This is a genomic window from Streptomyces sp. NPDC027185 (assembly GCF_055567035.1).
Genome location: NZ_JBVHRF010000009.1, coordinates 100,627 through 115,592 on the forward strand (window position 1 = coordinate 100,627; position 14,966 = coordinate 115,592).

Annotated in this window: 14 protein-coding genes and 1 pseudogene; 8 read left to right on the plus strand and 7 right to left on the minus strand. The window is 75.9% G+C overall.

Translation table 11 applies throughout. From position 1 onward, the window contains the following. Positions 1 to 160 precede the first annotated feature (160 nt). From ACZ4M8_RS26575 to ACZ4M8_RS26590, 4 genes and pseudogenes are all read right to left on the minus strand, one after another. Positions 161 to 1,171 carry a TIGR04222 domain-containing membrane protein gene (locus tag ACZ4M8_RS26575; protein WP_467611472.1) on the minus strand — a complete coding sequence of 337 codons (1,011 nt, stop codon included), beginning with the start codon at positions 1,169 to 1,171 and terminating at the stop codon, positions 161 to 163. A gap of 5 nt (positions 1,172 to 1,176) precedes the next feature. Further along, a pseudogene (locus ACZ4M8_RS26580) lies at positions 1,177 to 2,689 on the minus strand (MbnB/TglH/ChrH family RiPP precursor modification enzyme). A 148-nt stretch (positions 2,690 to 2,837) separates the two neighbouring features. Next, positions 2,838 to 3,500 carry a LysE family translocator gene (locus tag ACZ4M8_RS26585; RefSeq protein ID WP_467611474.1) on the minus strand — a complete coding sequence of 221 codons (663 nt, stop codon included), beginning with the start codon at positions 3,498 to 3,500 and terminating at the stop codon, positions 2,838 to 2,840. 420 nt (positions 3,501 to 3,920) lie between these two features. Then, positions 3,921 to 4,676, minus strand: a complete 756-nt coding sequence (locus ACZ4M8_RS26590) for a peptidyl-tRNA hydrolase (RefSeq protein WP_467611476.1) — start codon at positions 4,674 to 4,676, stop codon at positions 3,921 to 3,923. Between the two features lie 160 nt (positions 4,677 to 4,836). Between ACZ4M8_RS26590 and ACZ4M8_RS26595 the strand changes: the two genes are divergently transcribed. Then, positions 4,837 to 5,850 carry an ABC transporter ATP-binding protein gene (locus ACZ4M8_RS26595; protein ID WP_467611478.1) on the plus strand — a complete coding sequence of 338 codons (1,014 nt, stop codon included), beginning with the start codon at positions 4,837 to 4,839 and terminating at the stop codon, positions 5,848 to 5,850. Then, positions 5,847 to 6,515 (plus strand): ABC transporter, encoded by a 669-nt coding sequence (locus tag ACZ4M8_RS26600; RefSeq protein WP_467611480.1) that lies wholly within the window; start codon positions 5,847 to 5,849, stop codon positions 6,513 to 6,515. The genes ACZ4M8_RS26595 and ACZ4M8_RS26600 overlap by 4 nt, the downstream gene beginning before the upstream one ends. 95 nt (positions 6,516 to 6,610) lie before the next feature. Here ACZ4M8_RS26600 and zapE read toward each other — a convergent pair whose 3' ends face one another. Then, a complete protein-coding gene (gene zapE, locus ACZ4M8_RS26605) occupies positions 6,611 to 7,723 on the minus strand; it encodes a cell division protein ZapE (RefSeq protein WP_467611482.1) in 1,113 nt (370 codons plus the stop codon). A gap of 68 nt (positions 7,724 to 7,791) precedes the next feature. On the opposite strand from zapE, the gene ACZ4M8_RS26610 reads away from it, so the two are divergent. Both ACZ4M8_RS26610 and ACZ4M8_RS26615 read left to right on the plus strand, forming a co-directional pair. Then, positions 7,792 to 8,616 (plus strand): dihydrofolate reductase family protein, encoded by an 825-nt coding sequence (locus ACZ4M8_RS26610; protein WP_467611484.1) that lies wholly within the window; start codon positions 7,792 to 7,794, stop codon positions 8,614 to 8,616. A gap of 163 nt (positions 8,617 to 8,779) precedes the next feature. After that, a complete protein-coding gene (locus tag ACZ4M8_RS26615; RefSeq protein ID WP_467611842.1) occupies positions 8,780 to 9,253 on the plus strand; it encodes an indole-3-glycerol phosphate synthase in 474 nt (157 codons plus the stop codon). Here the strand turns inward: ACZ4M8_RS26615 and ACZ4M8_RS26620 are convergent. Both ACZ4M8_RS26620 and ACZ4M8_RS26625 read right to left on the minus strand, forming a co-directional pair. After that, positions 9,204 to 9,911 (minus strand): ABC transporter ATP-binding protein, encoded by a 708-nt coding sequence (locus ACZ4M8_RS26620; RefSeq protein WP_467611486.1) that lies wholly within the window; start codon positions 9,909 to 9,911, stop codon positions 9,204 to 9,206. The two genes, ACZ4M8_RS26615 and ACZ4M8_RS26620, sit on opposite strands and share 50 nt — an antisense overlap. Further along, positions 9,908 to 10,972 carry an ABC transporter permease gene (locus tag ACZ4M8_RS26625; RefSeq protein WP_467611488.1) on the minus strand — a complete coding sequence of 355 codons (1,065 nt, stop codon included), beginning with the start codon at positions 10,970 to 10,972 and terminating at the stop codon, positions 9,908 to 9,910. Before ACZ4M8_RS26625 ends, ACZ4M8_RS26620 begins: the two co-directional genes overlap by 4 nt. Before the next feature lie 240 nt (positions 10,973 to 11,212). On the opposite strand from ACZ4M8_RS26625, the gene ACZ4M8_RS26630 reads away from it, so the two are divergent. The 4 genes from ACZ4M8_RS26630 (at position 11,213) to msrB (ending at position 14,958) form a co-directional block, all read left to right on the plus strand. Then, positions 11,213 to 12,391, plus strand: coding sequence for a sensor histidine kinase (locus tag ACZ4M8_RS26630; RefSeq protein WP_467611845.1), 1,179 nt, complete (start codon positions 11,213 to 11,215; stop codon positions 12,389 to 12,391). Next, positions 12,388 to 13,026: a response regulator gene (locus tag ACZ4M8_RS26635; RefSeq protein ID WP_467611490.1), complete on the plus strand. Its 639-nt coding sequence runs from the start codon at positions 12,388 to 12,390 to the stop codon at positions 13,024 to 13,026. Before ACZ4M8_RS26630 ends, ACZ4M8_RS26635 begins: the two co-directional genes overlap by 4 nt. Positions 13,027 to 13,138: 112 nt before the next feature. Further along, positions 13,139 to 14,536 carry a UDP-N-acetylmuramate--L-alanine ligase gene (gene murC, locus ACZ4M8_RS26640; protein ID WP_467611492.1) on the plus strand — a complete coding sequence of 466 codons (1,398 nt, stop codon included), beginning with the start codon at positions 13,139 to 13,141 and terminating at the stop codon, positions 14,534 to 14,536. 14 nt (positions 14,537 to 14,550) lie between these two features. Next, entirely contained in the window at positions 14,551 to 14,958 is a 408-nt protein-coding gene (msrB, locus tag ACZ4M8_RS26645) for a peptide-methionine (R)-S-oxide reductase MsrB (RefSeq protein ID WP_467611494.1), read from the plus strand. The last annotated feature ends 8 nt before the right edge of the window (positions 14,959 to 14,966 follow it).

Consider the following 14,966-nt stretch of genomic DNA (forward strand, 5'->3'; position numbering starts at 1 on the left):
CGGTGAAGTAAAGCACCGGGCCGCGGTGTTGCCCGCTGTACCCCGGACGAGTGCAGGGCCGGGCGTGGCGCCGTACGCCGGGCGCCCGGGGCGGTGCGGGAACGGCGCGGGCGGCGGCCGGACACCCCGGCCGCCGCCCGCCCCGGTGGTCCGTCCGTGCTCAGCCGCCGCCGCACGAGGAGCCGCAGGATGAGCCGCTGCTGCACGAGGACCCGCCGCCGCAGGACGAGGAACTGCAGGAGGAGCCCCCGTGGTGCGAGCCGCCGCCGCACGAGGAGCCGCCGCCGTGGTGGTGGGAGCCGCCGCAGCTCGCTTGGCCGTCGGAGCCGCCGCACCAGGCGGGCTGCGTGGACTGGTCGACCCAGGTGCTCCCGCCGCCGGACGAGGACGCCGCGTTCGTGGCCATCGCGGTCTGGGCGTGGGCCAGCTGCTCCCGCAGGATCTCGTCCGTGAGGAGCGCGGCGCTGCCGATCGCCACCAGGAGCGCCGCGGGGAGGACCACCCCGGTGGCGGCGAGCGGATGGTTGACGGCCCGTGCGGAGCGCAGCGCGAGCCGGCCCGCCTCGGTCAGCCGGGCCCGCGCGCCCTGCTTGCAGAGCCCGGCGACGACCAGCGCCACGATCGCGCCGGGCACGAGCACCACCACGGTGGGTATCCCGGCCGCGCCCGAGTCGAGAAACCCGGTCGCGGTGGCCACCATGGCGCCCACCAGCAGCAGCACGACGCCCACCGTCTGGACGGTCGCCCAGACCCGGGCGGGCCGCCCGCTCCTGGGGTGCCGCATCAGCCCGCGCTCCGCGAGCCGGTCGCCGATCTGCTGGACGGCGGGGTCGGCCATCGCCCGGCGCCGCACCGCGACCAGCGCACCGCCGGGCGTCGCCGCCGCGGCCCGCAGCACGGCCGCCTCGACGGCGTCGCGCGGCGCGTCACGCAGGACGGTCACCACCCCGGGCTCGCCGACGGCCACCCGGCCGTCCTCGTGCAGCGCGGCGAGGGCGGCGTCCACCAGGCGTGCGGGACCGCCGCCGAGGAACGCGATCTCCCACACATCGTGGGTGGGCGCGTCCACCAGCCGGATCTTGTTCCGGGGACGCCGCCCGCGGACGGTGGCCACGACGAGGCCCACGGACGACAGGGCCTGCACCAGATAGGCCCAGAGAACGAAGGACACGGCGGTCACCTCCGGCGTGCGGCGGGCCGGGCGGCCCGCGGGAATCGGGAGAGCAGGGGGGAGCGGAAGAGCCGGGACAGCGGGCCGGTACCGGGCGGGCGGGGGCCGGCGCGGTCCTGCCACCACCGGGAGAGCCGGGCGCGCGCCCCGGGGTCGTCCGGCAGCCCCCGCGCCAGCAGATGGGCGGCGAAGTCCAGGGCGTCGCGCCGGTGACCGCCGGTCAGCGGGCGCTCGCGCGCGTAGCCGAGGAACGCCGGGCGGTACCCCGAGCCCAGGATCTCCGGCAGTTCGGGCGCGACCTTCGCGACCACCGTGGCCCGCTTGGCGGCCAGCGCCCGCCGCTGCACCTCCAGCCGTACGGGGTCGAAGCCCGCCGGCGGCGGCGCCCCGGCGACCAGTGCCGCCAGCAGCTTCTCCTGGGCCCGCGCCAGCCGCTCACGGGCGGCGTCGGTGGCGTCCGCGTCCGGGGGGACGGGGACGTTCGCGGAGGTGGCGGCGGAGGGCGTGGCCCCGGAGGCGGGTACGGAGCCGGACCGGCCGCCGGAGCCGGGCACGGAGCCGGACCGGCCGCCGGAGCCGGGCCCCTCCCCGGTATCGGCGAGGACGGCCGGGGCGTGCGCCGGGCCGGGCGTGCCCCCGGTGGCCGCCGGTGCCCGCCCCCGGTCCGTGGCGCCGTCAGGCCGCCGCGTCATGCCGGGCCCCCTCCAGCACCGCGCGGATCGCGGTCAGCTCCCCGGCCAGCTCACCCGCCTCGGGGAAGTCCTCGTCCCGCTCCAGCAGCACCCCGGGCGGCGCCGTCCGCGCGCAGAGCGCCCCGAGGACGTCCAGCACCGGACGGGTCACCGGATGGGCGTGGCTGTCGTGCCAGACGCCGTCGCGCTCCACGCCGCCCGCGACGTGCACATAGGCGAGCGCCTCCAGCGGCAGCGCGTCCAGGACGGCGGCGGGGTCCTCGCCCCGGTTGACGTGGTTGGTGTGCAGGTTGGCGACGTCGATGAGCAGCCCCACCCCGGTCCGTTCGACCAGCTCGGTCAGGAACTGTCCCTCGGTCATCTCCTCCCCGGGCCAGGCGAGGAGCGCCGCGATGTTCTCCAGGGCCAGCGGTACCGGCAGTGCGTCCTGCGCGATCCGGACGTTCGCGCACAGCACGTCGAGCGCGTCCCGGGTGCGCGGCACCGGCAGCAGATGTCCCGCCTCCCACCGGGGCGCGCCGGTCGCCGGGCCGCCGGCGCGGACGAACGCGATGTGCTCGGTGACCAGCGGCGCGTCCAGGGCCACCGCCCGTTCGGCGAGCGCCGCGAGCCGCCCCTCGTCGGGTCGTTCGGCGCCGCCGAGACCCAGCGACACCCCGTGCGGGATCACCGTCATCCCCCGGGCGCGCAGGGCGTCGAGCGCCGGCGGCAGATGGCCGGGGCAGAGGTTCTCGGCCATCACCTCGACCCAGCCCAGCCCCGCCAGCCCCGCGATCTCCGTGGCGATCTCCGGCCGCCAGCCGATGCCCGTTCCCAGGCGTTCCATGCGTTCCCCCTTGCCCTGCGTACGCACCGGTACCTCGCCCCGGTGGTGTCTGCCGAACCCTGTGCACGCCGCTTTCAGAGCTGGATTTGAGCTTCTCCGCGCGGTGGTGACTCCGGCCGGGACCGGCCGGAGCCGCCGTCGGCCGCGCTCAGCGGGCGGCTTCGAACCCGGTGGCCGCGCCCAGGGCGAGCAGCACTCCGCCGGTGGCCTGATCCAGCCGCCGCCGTACCCGGGGGCGGTGGAAGAAGGCGCGCGCCCGGTGGACGGCGCAGGCGAGGGTGCCCAGCCACAGGACGCCCAGTGCGGCGTGTACCGCCACCAGCAGCAGGGTGGTGGCCACCACCGGTGCGCCGTGCGGGATGAACTGCGGCAGCAGCGACAGATAGACCACGCCGACCTTGGGGTTGAGCACGTTCGTCAGCAGCCCCGTGCGGAACGCCCGCAGCGGGGTGAGACCCGCCGCGCCCGCTCCGTCCACCGCCTCCCCGGCGACGTCCGGGACGGGCGCCCCCGGGGCGGTCCGGTTGCGCCGCGCGGCCCGCAGCGCCTGCACCCCCAGCCACATCAGATACAGCGCCCCGGCCACCCGCAGCACGCCGTACGCCACCTCGGACGCGGACAGCATCGCCGTCAGCCCGACCGCTCCGGCCAGCCCCCAGACGAAGCACCCGGCGGCGATCCCGAGCGCACTGCACAGCGCCGCCCGCCGCCCCGACCCGAGCGCGGTCCGCAGCACGACGGCGAAATCCGGCCCCGGCGAAATGGTCAGCAGCGCGGCAACGGCGGTGAAACCCAGAAGAGACGTGAACACGCCATAACGGTACGGGGCGGGGACGGGGCGGGTGCAGGGGGGCCGTGCGCCGGCGCACCCCGGTGCGGTCCGTCCGGTGAGGCGGCCCGGCGCTGGCCGGAAACATGCCTGAGGATCCGGGGCGGCAGGTGTCCTCCCCGGCCCCCAACCGGTGCTGCCGGACCGCCCGCCGTGGCCGGACCCGACGGCCGGGCAGCGTTCCGCGGCCTTCTCGCGGGGGCGACGCGCCCACGGTCGGCGGCCGTCCCGTACGGGCCCCGGCAGGACCCGTACGCGACGGGCCGCCGGAGAAGGCCGCGAGAGCCGCGGCACCCCGTGGCGGCGATGGCGGCGGCGGGCGGCGCCTGCCACGCCCCGGCCCGCGGGCGGGCGCGTGCCCGGGGCCACGGGCGGCCGGCTACGGAGTGCGGAAGCCCTCGCCTACGGGCGCCGTGATCCGGGCAGCGGACAGAACCGCGTGCCCCCCTCCGCCACCACCGTCGGCCCGGGGGCGATCTCCGTGAAGCCCGCGTCGTGCACCACCGGGAGGCCGCTGCGGGTCAGCGCCTCCCAGACGTCCGCCGGTGCGGTCCGCACGGAGAGCGGGAATCCGGCGTCCCGCCAGGCGGCGCGCTCCGGGGCGGACAGCTCCCACCAGGCCAGCTGGGCGGCGTGGCCGGCCTGGGCCATGGACTTGCCGGCGGACATCGTCAGGCCCGGGTTGAGCCACAGCACCGGAGTGCCGGCGGGCGGAGCGGGCGGCGGCCCGGGGTCGTCCAGTTCGGTGCCGGAGACCTGGAGACGGGCCAGGTCCTTGGGCCAGCCGTCGAGCGGCACCGGGGGATGCACCCGTACCTCGGCGTGCTCCCCGGTGACCGTGATGCCCGGCAGCGCCTCCGCCCGCCGCCACTCGGCGCCGCGCGCCCGGCGCACCACCTTGCGGATCCGGGCGTCCTGCCAGTCGCGGACGGCGGCGGCCCACTCACCGTCGCCGTCCGCGCGCTCGTCGGCGAGCAGCACCAGTACGGCGCGGGCGGCCGTCTCCAGGGCGTCGGTGCGCGCCGGGGGAGCGGCCCGCTCGATGCGGACGACGAGCGGCAGGACGAACTGCGGTGCGGCGTCCCGGTCGGCGGCGCTCCTCAGGTGCGCCCCGACGGCGGTCGGCTCCGGGGCGCCGTGGGCTTCGGTGCTGGTCATCCGCCCAGTGTGCCAGTCGTTCCGAGGGCTCCCGTGCGCCGGACGGAGCGCCTTCGGCGGCCCGCCACCGGGTGCGGAGGTCCGGGGAACTGCCCCGCGGCCGTCGCCGTTGGCACGGTGGAGACGCGCGGAGAGCGCGGCACGGCGAGGGGGTCGGGACATGCGGCTGGAAGGTGTCGGCAGGCGGTACGGGCTGCGCGGGCCGTGGGTGGTGCGCGGGGTGGATCTCGACCTGCCGCAGCACACGCTGGTACGGGTCGAGGGGGCCAACGGCAGCGGGAAGTCCACCCTGTTGCGGTTGTGCGCCGGTATCGACCGGCCCACCACCGGCCGGATCCGCAGCCGCCCGCGCACCGCGTACGTCCCCGAACGGTTCCCGCCCGCCCTGCCGTTCACCGCCCTCGGCTACCTCACCCATCTGGGGCGGGTGCACGGACTGCGCGGCCCGGCGGCGGCGCGGGCGGCCGGGGTGTGGCTGGAGCGGTTCGGTGCCGCCGGACACGCCGGGACGCCGCTGTCCGCGCTGTCGAAGGGCAGCAGCCAGAAGGTGGCGGTGGCCCAGGCGCTGCTCGCCGCACCGGAGTTGCTGGTCCTGGACGAGGCGTGGACAGGTCTGGACGCCGCGGCCCGCGCCGAGCTGGACCGCGCGGTCGCCGAACGGGTCGCCGACGGCGGGACGGTCCTCTTCGTCGACCACGACCCCCGGCGGCTGGCCGGTGCGGCAGACGCCTGCCACCGCATCGCCGACGGACAGCTGCGCCCCGCACCGCCCCCGGGCCCGGTGGAAGCCGCCTCGGTGACCGGACCCCGGGTGACGGTCCACGCCGAGCCGCCGGGGGCCGGAGCGGAGCTGCCGGAGAAGCTGCCGGGACGGCCCGCCCGGGTGCGGGAGCCGGACGGCGCGGTCCGGTTGACGGTCCCCGCCGCCTGCTCCGACGCGCTGCTGCGGGCCCTGCTGACGGCCCGTCCCCCGTGGCACATCCGTACGGTGACCGCCCCGGTGGAGCCGCCACCGGAGGCGCCGCCCGGTGGCGGGACCGTTCACGGCGCGGGGGATGGGGACGGCGCGACGCACCACGCGGTCGCTCCGGGGGCCACGGACCGCTCCGCCCCATCGTGCCCCGTCGCCCTGCTCACCACCGGCGATGACCGGCCGGAAGGAGACCACCGGTGATCGCCCTGCTCCGCTACCAGGCGGCTCTGCTGCTCGGCTCGCACCGCTGGCTGCCACCGGTGATCCTGTACGCCGGGTTCCTCGTGGTCGGGATCGGGACGGGCAGCCCCGTTCTCGACGCCTTCGGGTTCGCGGCGGCGGCGCTGCTGCCACTGACGATCTGGCTGACCCGGGTCTGTGTGACCAACGAGCCGCCCGCCGCCCGCAGTTGCCTCGCGGCGGCGGTGGGGCCGGGCCGGGCGCATCTCGCGGCGGTGCTGACGGCCGTCCTCGTCGCGCTGCCGCCCGCGCTCGCCGGGACGGCGTTCGTCGCGCTCTTCTCCGACCCCCGCTCCAACGACCACCAGGTCACCGTGGACCTGCTCCCCGCGACGGCCTGCGGGCTGGCGGCCGCCGTGGTCTGTCTTCTGCTGGGCAGCGCGGTCGGGGCGGTGTGCAACCGGCCGGTGCTGCACGGCACGGCGTGGCCGGTCTGCGCCGGGCTGCTGGGCTGTGTGCTGCTGATCGTCCCGGCCTTCTCGCCCGCCGGCGCGGTGGTCCGGGGGCTGGTCATGGGATCGGTGACCGGCACGGCGGAGCTGCCGTGGCTGCCGCTGGCCGCCGCGGTACCGATATCCGCCGCGGCGGTGACGGCCGTCTGCGGCCTCGCCGCCCGCCGGGGCTGACGTCCGCCCACGGTGCACCGGCGGGGCACGGCGCCCCCGCCGGTGCGGGGCCGCCCCGCCGGTTGCTCGCGGTCGGCGGGCGCGGCCCGTGCGGACTACGCGCCGGTGACCAGCGGCCCCGCGTCGCGGGCCAGGGCGGTGAGGCGAGAGATCGCGCGGAAGTACTTCTTGCGGTAGCCGCCGCGCAGCATCTCCTCGCTGAACAGCTCGTCGAACGCCTTGCCGGAGGCGATCACCGGCACCTCGCGGTCGTAGAGCCGGTCGGCGAGGACCACCAGACGCAGTGCGGTGGACTGGTCCGGTACGGCCCGCACATCGGTGAGGCAGACGGCCCGGATGCCGTCGCACATCGCGCCGTAACGGCTGGGGTGGACCTTCGACAGATGGTCCAGGAGGGAGGGGAAGTCGTCGAGCGAGGCGCCCGGCGTGCGGTACGCGGCGCGGGTGACGGTCTCGTCGTCGTACGGGGCGGGCGCCTCGGGCAGACCGCGGTGGCGGTAGTCCTCGCCGTCGATGCGCAGCGGCCGGAAGTGGGCGCTCAGGCCCTGGATCTCGCGGAGGAAGTCGGCGGCGGCGAAGCGGCCCTCGCCGAGCTTGCCGGGCAGCGTGTTGGAGGTCGCGGCCAGCGCCACACCGGACTCCACCAGCCGGGAGAGGAGGCTGGAGACCAGCACCGTGTCGCCGGGGTCGTCCAGCTCGAACTCGTCGATGCACAGCAGACGGTGGTCGCCGAGGGTGCGGACGGTCTGCTGGAAGCCGAGCGCGCCGACCAGGTTGGTCAGCTCGACGAAGGTGCCGAACGCCTTGCGCTCGGGCGCCGCGTCGGTGGCGTGCCACAGGGAGGCCAGCAGGTGGGTCTTGCCGACGCCGTAGCCGCCGTCGAGGTAGACGCCGCGCGGGCCCTTGGGAGTGGCGGACTTCTTGGCGAACCAGCGGCGCTTGCCGCCGTCGGCCGAGGCGCCGCCGATGCCCGCCGCGAAGGTGCTGAGCACGGTCACGGCCTCGGCCTGGCTGGGCTGCTTCGCGTCCGGGATGTAGGTGTCGAAACGGGCGCCCTGGAAGCGCGGCGGTGGCACCATCTCGGCGACCAGCCGGTCGGCGGGGACGTGCGGGGCGCGGGAGGTCAGCGCGGCGGGCGCGGCGTCGGCGCCGTCGGCCGCCGCGGCTATCGGCGCGGACGGTGAGGGGGAGGGCTGGGAAGGCGACACAGCGCTCCAGCCTAGTCGCTCCGCGGGGGGTCCCGGGCCGCCGGGCGAGCCATGTCACACTGCCGCCCATGCGACGCCTGTACCCCCTCCCCGCCCCTGCCCCCGCCCTCCCCGACGCGTCCGCCACGCCCGCGGGTCCGGATGTCCTCGCCGACCGCGAGTGGACGCTCGACGAGCTGGCGGACGCCTACGCGTACCCGGACGAGAGCGATCCGCTGCGCGCCGGGCGGCCGGGCTGGCTCCGGGCCAACATGGTCGCGTCGCTGGACGGCGCCGCCCACCACGAAGGCCGCTCCCAGCCGCTCTCCGGCGCCGCCGACATGCGGATCTTCGGTGTGCTGCGGGCGCTGTCCGACGCGGTGGTGGTCGGGGCGGAAACGGTTCGGCAGGAGGGGTACCGGCCGGCCCGCGCGCGCGAGGCGTTCGCCGCGCGCCGGGCCGCCGCCGGGCAGGGCCCGGCCCCCGCCGTCGCCGTGGTGACCGCCGGTCTCGGCCTGGACTTCACCCTGCCGCTGTTCACCGGGCCGCTGGTGCCCACGCTCGTCGTCACCGGTGCCGGGGCTCCGGCGGAGCGGGTCGCCGCGGCGCGGGCGGCCGGGGCGGAGGTGCTGTTCGCGGGGGAGGGGCAGGGCGTCGATCCGGCGCGGGTGCCGCGGGTGCTGGCCGCACGGGGACACCGGCGGCTGCTGACCGAGGGCGGACCGTCGCTGCTGGGCCAGTTCGCCGCCGCCGGGGTGCTGGACGAGATGTGCCTGTCGCTGGCGCCGGTCGTCGCGGTGGGGGACGCGCCGCGGATCATGGGCGGCCCGGCGGTCGCCGTCCCGGAGCGGTTCGCCCTGACGTCCGTACTGGAGGAGGCCGGGTTCCTGTTCACCCGATACCGTCGGAGCTGACAATCATGCGGAATTACCCGTTCCGCTTAGCTTCCGTTGGGCACACTTAGAGCCAACAGGCCCCGTGTGACGGCGGGGGCAGGATGGTTCTGTGGGGCGCCGCGGCATGCGGCGCCCCGGAAGAAGATGAAGAAGGGCGTCCGTCGTGTTCACGAGCGTATTGATGATCGAGAAGTCTCTGACGCCCGCCGACGTCGAGTTCGTCACGACGCTGCACGGCGACGACCCGGTCTCCTTCGTCGTCCTCATGCAGCCGCGCGGCGCGCAGGACCTGCTGTTGCGGGCCATCGACGACGTCGCCCTGGGCGAGTTCGACGACGCCGTCCGCGAGGGCGAGGAACCGGAGGGCGACGCGGCGGACGCCCCCGCCGAACGCGCGCTGGCGCACACCCTCGCCGCGCTGCGCGCCACCGGCGCCGAGGCGACCGGGCAGGTCGCCGAACGGCACCCGCTGGACCGGCTGCGCGACCTCGTCGACGAGACGGGCGCGGACGAGGTGATCGTGCTGACCACCCCCCACTTCGTGGAGGAGTTCTTCCACCGCGACTGGGCCTCCCGCGCCCGCCACAAGGTCGGCGTGCCGGTCCTCAAACTGTTCTCGCACGCTCCGGAAGACCCGCCCCGGGCGCAGGACTGAGCCGCCCGTCCGCCACCTCGACGACTGCGTCGACCGCCGCCAGATGCGACCGGTCGTGCGTGACCAGCACCGTCGCCGTACCGCGCCGGTGGGTGAGCGTGGTCAGCAGCTCCAGCACCGCCGCGCCGCGCGTGTGGTCGAGGGCGCTGGTCGGCTCGTCCACCAGCAGGACGGCCGGGTCGTTCATCAGCGCCCGCGCGATGTTGACGCGCTGGCGCTGACCGCCGGAGAGCTGATGCGGCCGCTTGTCCGCCTGCCCCTCCAGCCCGACGGCCGCCAGCAGCTCGCGGGCGCGCTGCCGCGCGGTGCGGGGCGGGCGCCCGTCGAGATGCGCCATCACCTGGAGCTGTTCGGCGGCGGTCAGCGACGGCAGCAGGTTCGGCTGCTGGAAGACGGTGCCGACGGTGGTGCGGCGCAGCGTCGTCAGCGCGGCACGGCCCAGCCCGGTGGTGTCCCGTCCGGCGAGCGTGACCCGGCCGCTGTCCGGTGTGATCAGCGTCGCGGCCACCGCCAGCAGGGAGGACTTGCCCGATCCGGACGGCCCGATCACCGCGGTCAGGGTCCCGGCGGGCACCGTCAGCGAGACGCGGTCCAGGGCGGTCAGCCGGGCGTCGCCGTCCGGGTAGGTCAGTGTGACATCGGTCAGTTCGAGGCTCATCGGGCACTTCCCAGGGCGGTCAGCGGGTCCACGGACGTGATGCGGCGGATGGAGAGGGCGGCGCCGGCGGCACCCAGCGCGATCATGATCAGCGCGGGGACCAGCACGGTCGACGGATCGAGGACGAACGGCACCGCGCCCCCGACCACCGCGCCCAGCCCCGCGACGAGCGCGGTGCCCGTGCCCGTCCCCAGCACCAGCAGGACGAGGGCCTGGCCGAGCGCGTCCTTCAGCAACTGCCCGGTGGACGCGCCGAGCGCCTTGAGCACCGCCACGTCCCCGCTGCGCTGAATCGTCCAGACGGTGAAGAACGCGCCGATGACCAGCGCCGAGATGGCGAACAGGAACCCGCGCATCAGCTGCAGCGAACCGTTCTCGGCGGTGTACGAGCCGATGCCCTCCAGCGCCGCGGCGGACGTCACCGTGGTGGTGCCCAGCCGCGCGTCGGCGGCGGCCAGATCGGCACCGGCGGCGGTCAGCGCCACCACCGTCGCGCCGTCCCCGCCGCCGGGCAGCGCCCGCCAGGCGTCCAGCGCCGCCCAGACCACCGGCGTGTGGCTGTACATCGCGGCGCCCGTCACGGCGGCGACCGGCATCCGGCGACCGCCGAGCGTCACCGTGTCGCCGCGCGCCAGGCCCAGCTCGTCGGCGGCCTTCCGCGACAGCACGGCGCCCTCGGCCACCGGCGCGCCCCCGGGGACGAGCGCCGAGCCCGGCCGGACCCCGAACACCGACACCGCGGCGGTGCGCCGGCCCGCCTCGGCCTTCGTGGTGGAGATGCCCAGCGGCTCGGCGCGCTCCACACCCGGCACCGCGGACCAGCCGGCCACGGCGCCCGGCGTCAGCCGCGAGTCGGTGAACGAGACCGCGCCGCCGTCGGCGGGCTCCGAGAACACCAGGTGATCGGCGGGGAGCGCGGTGATCGCCGAGGTGTTCTCCCGGCCGAGCCCCGCCGTCAGCCCCGACAACAGGCCGACCAGCACCGTGATGAGCACGATGACCGTACCCATCAGGGCGAACCGGCCCCGCGCGAATCTCAGGTCCCTCAAGGCGACGAACACGGCCCCATCCCTCTGCATCTCCCGCGGCCGGGCCCACTGCCCGGCGGAGGACTCCACCGTCCCGCCCGGGGGCACCTCGCGGCATCGCGCCCGGGAGCGGTTCCCCCGGATCGAAAGGTGCGGGCCCCGCTCAACCTTTCGATTGATGCCGCTGCCCAGCACCGTGCTTAACCTGGAGGAATCGTGACCGACCCCTCCCTCACCCCCGCCGTACGGGTGCTCCGCAGCTGTCTGCACCTGATGGTGGCGGCGCTGCTGGCGCTCGCCGCCGCCCGCGCCGTCGCCGCCGGCGGCCCGCACCCCGCCGTCGTCGTCGCCGTCTGCGCCGTCCTCCTCGGCGCGTACGTCACCGGCCCGCTGCTGCCCCGGGTCCGCCCGCACAGCGGCGCCGCGGCCCTGTGGCTGACGCTCGTCGCGGCCGTCTGGCTGGTGCTGCTGGCGCTCACCCAGGACGGCGTCTGGCTCGCCTTCCCGCTCTTCTTCGTCCAGCTCCATCTGCTGCCGCCGCGCTGGGGACTGCCCGCCGTCGCCGTCACCACGCTCGCCGCCGTCGCCGGGTTCGCGCTCCACACCGGGGCGCTGGGCGTCGGTACGGTCATCGGGCCGGTGCTGGGCGCCGCCGTCGCGGTCGCCGTCGTCCTCGGCTACCAGGCCCTCTACCGGGAGAGCGAACAGCGCCGCCGGATCGTCGAGGAGCTGACCGCCACCCGCGGCGAACTGGCCGCCGCCGAACACGCCGCCGGGGTGCTGGCCGAACGCGAACGCCTGGCCCGGGAGATCCACGACACGCTGGCGCAGGGCCTGTCCAGCATCCAGCTGCTGCTGCGGGCCGCCGAGCGGGCCCTGCCCGAGCGCCCGGAGACCGCGCTGGGACACGTCACCCACGCCCGCGCCACCGCCGTCGACAACCTCGCCGAGGCCCGCCGCTTCGTCCGCGAACTGACCCCGCCCGACCTGGACACCGGCTCCCTGCCCGCCGCACTGGAGCGGCTCTGCGCCACCACCGCCCGCGCCGGTCTCGCCGTGCACTGCCAGGTCTCCGGCACCCCCGCCGAACTCCCCGTCCCGCACGAGGTCGCGCTGCTGCGCATCGCGCAGTCGGCGCTCGCCAACACCGTCCGGCACGCCGGGGCCCGCCGCGCCGAGCTGACCTTGAGCTACATGGACACCGAGGTCGCCCTGGACGTCGTCGACGACGGCGCCGGTTTCGACCCGGCCGCCCTGCCGCCCGCCGGAACGGCCACCGCCGACGGCACCGGCTTCGGACTCGCCGCCATGCGCGCCCGCGCCCGCGCCCTGCACGGCGCCCTCGCCGTCGAATCCGCCCCCGGCGAGGGCACCGCCGTCGCCGTCACCCTGCCCCTGCCGCCCGCCCCCGGAGGCGGCGGAGCGGCCCGCAGCGAGGAGAGCGCCCCGTGACCGCCGCCGACCCGATCCGGCTGCTGCTCGCCGACGACCACCCCGTCGTACGGGCCGGACTGCGCGCCGTCCTGGAGACCGAACCGGACTTCGCGGTCGTCGCCGACGTCCCCACCGCCGAGGAGGCCGTCACCCTCGCCGCGCGGCCCGGCGTCGACGTCGTCCTCATGGACCTCCGCTTCGGCGGCGAGATGCGCGGCTCGCAGGCGACCGCCGCCATCACCGCCCGCCCCGGCGCACCCCGTGTCCTCGTGCTGACCACCTACGACACCGACGCGGACATCCTCGCGGCCATCGAGGCGGGAGCCACCGGCTACCTCCTCAAGGACGCCCCGCCCGAGGAGCTGGCCGCCGCCGTCCGCACCGCCGCGGCCGGCAAATCGGCCCTCGCGCCGACCGTCGCGCTGCGCCTGATGGACCGGATGCGCGACGGCGCCGCCGCCCTGTCGCGCCGGGAGACGGAGGTGCTCCAGCTCGTCGCGGACGGCCTGTCCAACGCGGAGGTCAGCAAGCGCCTCTTCCTCAGCCAGGCCACCGTCAAGTCCCACCTGGTGCACATCTACGCCAAGCTCGCCGTCGACTCCCGCACCGCCGCGGTCGCCGCCGCCACGGCGCGCGGTCTGATTCGCCGCTGAGCCGTACGGACCGCCGCCCGTCCGCCGCGGCGCGGAGCGGCCGGACACGCGTGGTCACCGGCGGGTGCGAGAATCGACGGGCACGTCAGCCGCGACGATCAGGGAGTCACCCATGGCAGCCGCCATCCCAGCCTCGATGGACCGACCGCACTTCATCGGCATCGGCGGAGCCGGTATGTCGGGCATCGCCAAGATCCTCGCGCAGCGCGGCGCCCATGTCACGGGCAGTGACGCCAAGGAGTCCGCGACCGCCGCCGCCCTCCGCGAGCGGGGCGCCACCGTCCACATCGGCCACGCCGCGGACCACCTCCCCGCCGACGCCACCGCCGTCGTCGTCTCCTCCGCGATCCGCGAGGACAATCCGGAGCTGGCCGCCGCCCGCGAGCGCGGCATCCCGGTGGTGCACCGCTCCGACGCGCTGGCCGCCCTGATGGACGGCGTCCGCCCGATCGCCGTCGCCGGCACCCACGGCAAGACGACGACCACCTCCATGCTCGCCGTCTCCCTCACCTCGCTCGGGCTCAAGCCGTCGTACGCCATCGGCGGTGACCTCGACGCCCCCGGCTCCAACGCCGAGCACGGCACCGGCGAGATCTTCGTCGCGGAGGCCGACGAGAGTGACCGCAGCTTCCACAAGTACGCCCCCGAGGTCGCCATCGTCCTCAACGTCGAGCTGGACCACCACGCCAACTACGCCTCGATGGACGAGATCTACGAGTCCTTCGAGACGTTCGCCGGCCGCATCCGCCCCGGCGGCACCCTCGTGATCTCCTCGGACCACCCCGGCGCCCGGGAGCTGACCGCGAGGATCGCCGGGAAGTCCGACATCCAGATCGTCACCTACGGCGAGTCCAAGGACGCCGACGTCCGCATCCTGAAGATCAACCAGCGCGGTCTGACCAGCGACGTCAGCGTCTCCCTGGCCACCGGCCGGATCCTGACCTTCACCGTCTCCGTCCCCGGCAGCCACTACGCCCACAACGCCGTCGCCGCCCTCGCCGCCGGTATCGCCCTGGGCCTGCCGCCGCACAACCTCGCCTCCGCGCTCGGCACGTACACCGGTGTCAAGCGCCGCCTCCAGCTCAAGGGCGAGGCGGCCGGCGTGCAGGTCATCGACTCCTACGCGCACCACCCCACCGAGATGACCGCCGATCTGGAGGCCATCCGCGGTGCCGCCGAGGGCGCCCGCGTTCTCGTCGTCTTCCAGCCGCACCTCTTCTCCCGCACCCAGGAGCTGGGCAAGGAGATGGGCCAGGCGCTCGCTCTCGCCGACGCCTGTGTCGTCCTCGACATCTACCCGGCCCGTGAGGACCCGATCCCCGGCGTCACCAGCGCCCTGATCACCGACGCGGCACGCGCCGCCGGCGCCGAGGTCACCGCCGTCGCCGACCGCGCCACCGTCCCGGACGCCGTCGCAGGAATGGCGAGGCCCGGCGATCTCGTTCTCACCATGGGAGCGGGGGACGTCACCGACCTCGGCCCCGCGATCCTGTCCCGCCTGGCCGGCTGAGCTGAGGAGACCCGATGCCGTACGAGATCGACAAACCCGACGAGCAGTGGCGCGCCGAACTGACCCCCGCCGAGTACCAGGTGCTGCGGCAGGCGGGCACCGAGCCCGCCTTCGTCGGTGAGTACACCGACACCACCACCGAGGGCGTCTACTCCTGCCGCGGCTGCGGCGCCGAGCTGTTCCGCTCCGCCACCAAGTTCGCCAGCCACTGCGGCTGGCCGTCCTTCTACGACCCGAAGGACTCCGACGCGGTCGAGCTGATCGAGGACCGCTCGCACGGCATGGTCCGCACCGAGGTCCGCTGCGCGAAGTGCGGCTCCCACCTCGGCCACGTCTTCGAGGGCGAGGGCTACCCCACCCCCACGGACCAGCGGTACTGCATCAACTCCCTCTCGCTGCGGCTGACGCCGGACGGGGAGTGACGGCGGGC

Excerpts from the sequence above, each read along its gene's own strand:
- ACZ4M8_RS26590 (WP_467611476.1), bottom strand. The coding sequence starts at position 4,676 with ATGACCAGCACCGAAGCCCACGGCGCCCCGGAGCCGACCGCCGTCGGG.
- ACZ4M8_RS26595 (WP_467611478.1), top strand. The coding sequence starts at position 4,837 with ATGCGGCTGGAAGGTGTCGGCAGGCGGTACGGGCTGCGCGGGCCGTGG.
- ACZ4M8_RS26610 (WP_467611484.1), top strand. The coding sequence starts at position 7,792 with ATGCGACGCCTGTACCCCCTCCCCGCCCCTGCCCCCGCCCTCCCCGAC.
- ACZ4M8_RS26615 (WP_467611842.1), top strand. The coding sequence starts at position 8,780 with ATGATCGAGAAGTCTCTGACGCCCGCCGACGTCGAGTTCGTCACGACG.
- ACZ4M8_RS26620 (WP_467611486.1), bottom strand. The coding sequence starts at position 9,911 with ATGAGCCTCGAACTGACCGATGTCACACTGACCTACCCGGACGGCGAC.
- ACZ4M8_RS26630 (WP_467611845.1), top strand. The coding sequence starts at position 11,213 with ATGGTGGCGGCGCTGCTGGCGCTCGCCGCCGCCCGCGCCGTCGCCGCC.
- murC (WP_467611492.1), top strand. The coding sequence starts at position 13,139 with ATGGCAGCCGCCATCCCAGCCTCGATGGACCGACCGCACTTCATCGGC.
- msrB (WP_467611494.1), top strand. The coding sequence starts at position 14,551 with ATGCCGTACGAGATCGACAAACCCGACGAGCAGTGGCGCGCCGAACTG.